Consider the following 4,910-nt stretch of genomic DNA (forward strand, 5'->3'; position numbering starts at 1 on the left):
AGGGCGTAGTCGAGACCATCGCGCTCGACTTCGTCGGAGACGCGCAGGCCAATCGTCGCCTTGAGGATCGCCAAAATGATCAGGCTGACGACCGCGTCGTAGACGACGACCGTCACGATGCCGATGCACTGGTTGATCACCTGTCCGGGGTTGCCTTCGATCAGGCCGGCGGTGCCGCCATACTGCTGGATGGCGAACACGCCGGTCAGGAGCGCGCCGATGGCGCCGCCGATCCCGTGTACGCCGAAGCAGTCGAGCGCGTCGTCGTAGCCGAAGGCGTGCTTGAGGGCGGTGGCGCCGAGGTAGCAGCCGACGCCGCAGGCGACACCGATCACCATCGAGCCGACCGGACCGACGAAACCGGAGGCGGGAGTGATGGCGACGAGGCCGGCGACCGCGCCCGAGGCGATGCCGATGACGGTCGGCTTGCCCTTGTGTGCCCATTCGACGAACATCCAGGTCAAGGCGGCGACGGCAGTCGCGATCTGGGTGACGGTCATCGCCATGCCGGCCTGCACGCCCGCGCTGACCGCGGAGCCTGCGTTGAAGCCGAACCAGCCGACCCACAGCAGGGCGGCGCCGATGAAGGTCAGGACCATGTTGTGTCCAGGCCCGGAGTCGCGGCGCTTGCCGACCATGATCGCGGCAACGAGACCCGCGACGCCGGCGTCGATGTGCACAACCGTGCCGCCGGCGAAGTCGAGAACCTTGACCCAGGCCGCGTCGTTGGACGAGTTGAAGATGCCATCGGGCCCCCACAGCCAATGGGCGACCGGCGCGTAGACGAAGATCGCCCACAGACCCATGAACCACAGCATGGCCGAAAACTTCATGCGCTCCGCAAATGCGCCGGCGATCAGCGCGGGCGTGATGATCGCGAAGGTCATCTGGAAGCACATGTAGACGGTCTCGGGGATCGTCGGGGCGAGCGAATTTGGATTGCCGATGCCGCCGTTGTTGACGTCGCTGAGGATTCCCTGAAGGAACGCGCGGCTGAGGCCGCCGATGAATGGCGTGCCGCCGGTGAACGACAGAGAATACGTGACGATAGCGTAAATAACCGTCACCAGGCAGGTGACGGCGAAGCTGGTCATCACCGTGTCGCCGACGTTCTTCTTGCGCACCATGCCGCCGTAGAAGAGCCCGAGGCCGGGGATCGTCATCATCAGCACGAGCGCGACCGAGGTCAGCATCCACGCCGTGTCGCCGCCGGAGGGCGTGCAGTTCGTCAGCACCGCGGGGACGGCGGGAACGGCTGCATATTTGTCGGTTTCGGGGACGGCGGCGGTCAGTCCGGCGCAAGCCGGAGTCGCCGGCGGAGCGGGCTTCGCCGCTGGGGCGGCGGCGGGCGCGGCAGCGGCAGGGGCCGCGGCCGGAGCCGCGGTCGTCGCAGGCGCGTTCTGCGCGTAGGACGCAACAGGCGCCGCGAAGCCGACCAGGGCGGCTATCGCCAACGCCGGAGCGAGGCTGGAAAAAATACGCTTAGGTCTCATTGTTCCGGAACTCCGATTGGGAAAGGGAAGGGCCGCCGGGTCAAAGCGCGTCTTTGTCCTTCTCGCCGGTGCGGATGCGCACCGCCGAGTCGAGGCTGTAGACGAAGATCTTGCCGTCGCCGATTTGGCCGGTGCGCGCGGCCGCGACGATGGCGTCGACGACCTTGTCAGCGACATCTGCGTTGACGGCGACTTCAATTTTGAGTTTCGGCAGAAAGCTGACCGCGTATTCGGCGCCGCGGTAGATTTCCGTGTGGCCCTTCTGGCGGCCGTATCCCTTGACTTCCGTTACTGTCAGGCCGTGCACGCCGATGGCGGTGAGCGCGTCGCGCACCTCCTCCAGCTTGAACGGCTTTATGATCGCCATGACAATTTTCATTGGCCTCGCCCCAATTTGACGCGGGACGGCCGTGAACTGCCGACCGCGCTCTGCGGTGAAGTCGGGGCGCCGAGACGCCCCGCCGGCATCCGTCTTACAAGGCCCATGCCATGCCGGACGGGCGCCGTTAGGGCTCTAAAAACGCTAAGTTTTTCCCCAATTCGGGCGACGCATCCGAGCGTCAGGCGCGCCGATGGCCTTACCTGATGCAAAAGTAGGCGCCTAAGAATTAGTCGAGGCGGCTAGAGATCGCGGCGACGGCGAAGGAGGCCTTCCTGGGCGACGCTGGCGGCGAGCGTCCCGTCCTGCGTGTACAGAAGGCCACGGACGAGACCGGTCGCGCCGGATGCGTTCGGGGTGTCCTGGGCGTAGAGGAGCCATTCGTCTGCGCGACATGGGCGGTGGAACCACAGCGCATGATCGAGGCTCGCAACCTGCAGGCGATGGTCGTAGATCGTCATGCCGTGCGGCCGGAGCGCCGCGTCGAGCAGGGTCATATCCGACAGGTAGACGAGCGCCGCCCGATGGAGCGCCGGGTTGTCCGGCAGGCGCTCTCCGATCCTCGTCCAAAAGCTCTGGCGCGTCTCCGGCCTGGCGTCGGGCGCATAGCGGCCGAGGTCGGTCGGTCGGAACTCGATCGGCCAAGTCGTGTCCAGCATGCCCTTCATGCGGAACCGCGCCGGTCCGTCCAGGATCTCCGCCGCCTTCAGCGGATCGGGACATTCGTCCGGCGGAGGCGCGGCCGGCATTGGCGCCGCGTGGTCGAGACCGCTCTCCTGTTCGTGGAACGAGGCGGTCATGACGAAGATGGCCGCGCCTTTCTGGCGCGCGACGACCCGTCGCGTGGCGAAACTCCGGCCGTCCCTGAGCCGCTCGACTTCGAACACGATCGGCTCCCGGGGGTCGCCGCCGAGCAGGAAATACGCGTGCAGCGAGTGCGGGTCGCGACCTGCGACCGTGCGCTCGGCCGCAACCAGGGCCTGAGCCAGGACCTGGCCGCCGTAAACGCGCTTCCAGCCGTTGTGCGGGGAGTGACCGGTAAAACGGTCCTCCCCTGCCGGGGAGAGATCGAAGAGGGCGACAAGTTCGTCAGCTGTCATCAGGCGTGGGTCCCCGTGCAACGGCGATGGTGAAGCTCGCCAGCGCCGGCGTCAACGTTGCCGCCGGCGCTTCCTCTGGCCTTTTCGACCGGCGCCGCAAGGCCTGCGCAAGGCGCGCGTCCCAGTCTCAAGGCGCCGACATGCCCTGCTTCCCTACACGGTTCTTCTTCGCGATATCCCGCCTTGGGTCCGAGGCGGGCCGCGCGGGCCGCGACTCGCGGGGCGCGACCGCGGTCGAGTTCGCCATCGTCGCACCGATCGTGATCGCCACACTCCTCGGCGCCCTTCAGATCGGCGTGATCTACCTGGCGCAGGCGGAACTGGAAAATGCTGCGGAAGAGGGCGCGCGCCTCGTGCTGACGAACCAGGCGCAATCGATCAGCGCGTCCGCCTTCCAGTCGGCGATCTGCGGCTATCTGCCCGCGCTCTTCACCTGCGCCAACGTCATGGTCGACCTCGAGTCGCAGTCCGTGTCGGCGGGATCAAGCGACGCCCTGATCATGACGCCGCCGGGTCTGACCTACAACGCCAACGGCGCCGTGACGAACGCCTGGGCCTATCAGCCCGGGACCGCCGGCCAGCTCGAGATCTTGAGGGTCATGTACCAATGGCCGGTTTACGCTGGGCCGCTCGGAATGGCGTTCGGCGATCTTGCCAACGGGACCCTGTTCCTCAGCTCGACCCAAGTCTTCCAGAACGAGCAATGACGGACAGGGCGCGCGTGACAAGACGCTTGGTGAGCGCCTGGGCCGGCGACAAGCGCGGCGCGGCGGCGGTCGAGGCGGCGCTGATCCTGCCGGTCGCGGTCGGGATGCTGGGGCTCATCGCGATCTGGGCGCAGGGCCTCACGATCCAGCGCAAGGTGACGCTCGCCGCGCGCACCATCACCGACCTCGTGTCGCAGCAGGGATCGTTGACCGGGGGCTCGGCCGGGGCGGTGAACCAGTCGACGGTGGACGCGCTTCTCAACAATGCGGCCAACGTCCTCTATCCGGTGGTGAACCCGACCTCGGGAACGAACCCGGTCACCGGGACGAACGTCGCCAACATGACCATGGTCGTCTCGGAGATCAAGGTCGACCCGTCCGGGGCGACGGCGACGGTCCAGTGGAGCGAGCCGATGCCCTCGCATGGAACGGCGCTGCCGACCACGGCCGGCTCGGTGCAACTGCCGAACTCAGTCGCCCCCGCGGGCTCGTACCTCATCATGGGGACGGTCACTTACGCCTATACGCCGCCCGTGATCGGCGAGTCCGTTGGGCCCTATACCCTGCAGGACACGATCTATCTCGCCATCCGCCAGTGGACGAGCCTCAGCCTGAACGTCGGGAAGTAGGATCCTCGCGCAGCTGGCGCAGTCTTGGCGCCGTGCAAGTGAATCCAGGAACATAGGCGCCGAAAACGGTCCGATTGTCCGATTTTTCGCGGAGACGGGGTCGCGGGGCCGCACCGGAGTTTTGCGGGGGGAAAGTCGTCAGGATATCCGAATCCATTTCCGTCCCAACGTCGGGATGGAGGAACGAACGTGTGCAGTCTTGGCGCCGCACGGGCGAATTCAGGGACTTAGCCGCGAAAACGGTCCGATTTTTTGCCGGCGCCGGGGTCGCGGGGTCGCATCGCAATTTCGCGGGGGTCAGTTGAGGGGACAGCCGAAGCCGTGTCCGCATGTCCGTTTCACATTGTCCTACAGCGTCGGCGGGTTCAGGCGCGAGCGTCCGTCTCTCTCGATGACCCTACCGAAAATAACGGTATAGCGGGATTCCTCGGACTTCCGAAAACCGTTTGACCGAATCACCAGGATCGATTCCAGCCATCGGATGGAGACGGACCGCAATTTCCTCAGCCCGCCGGATCGGGCCGACCTGGTGAAGATCGCCAGGGATGGGCTGGAGGAGCATCGCATCGCCCGCCGGGCGAACGCCATTCTTCTCCTTGATC

5 protein-coding genes are annotated in these 4,910 nt (G+C 66.3%); 2 read left to right on the forward strand and 3 right to left on the reverse strand.

The window, feature by feature from the left end; genetic code table 11:
* The 3 genes from ACLP25_RS04635 to ACLP25_RS04645 form a co-directional block, all read right to left on the reverse strand.
* The coding region (locus ACLP25_RS04635; protein ID WP_442468056.1) for an ammonium transporter at nt 1–1,493 on the reverse strand (1,493 nt) is incomplete at its 3' end.
* 40 nt (nt 1,494–1,533) lie between these two features.
* Nucleotides 1,534–1,872, reverse strand: a complete 339-nt coding sequence (locus tag ACLP25_RS04640; protein WP_113893406.1) for a P-II family nitrogen regulator — start codon at nt 1,870–1,872, stop codon at nt 1,534–1,536.
* Between the two features lie 242 nt (nt 1,873–2,114).
* Entirely contained in the window at nt 2,115–2,972 is an 858-nt protein-coding gene (locus tag ACLP25_RS04645; protein ID WP_442468057.1) for an acyl-CoA thioesterase, read from the reverse strand.
* A 140-nt stretch (nt 2,973–3,112) separates the two neighbouring features.
* Here ACLP25_RS04645 and ACLP25_RS04650 point away from each other — a divergent pair, with 140 nt between their 5' ends.
* On the forward strand, nt 3,113–3,679 hold the full coding sequence (locus tag ACLP25_RS04650) for a TadE/TadG family type IV pilus assembly protein (protein ID WP_442468058.1): 567 nt from the start codon (nt 3,113–3,115) through the stop codon (nt 3,677–3,679).
* A gap of 14 nt (nt 3,680–3,693) precedes the next feature.
* Complete coding sequence (locus ACLP25_RS04655) at nt 3,694–4,308, forward strand: TadE/TadG family type IV pilus assembly protein (protein ID WP_442468059.1); 615 nt, start codon at nt 3,694–3,696, stop codon at nt 4,306–4,308.
* The last annotated feature ends 602 nt before the right edge of the window (nt 4,309–4,910 follow it).

This window comes from Roseiarcus sp. (genome assembly GCF_052145395.1).
Lineage (GTDB): Bacteria > Pseudomonadota > Alphaproteobacteria > Rhizobiales > Beijerinckiaceae > Roseiarcus.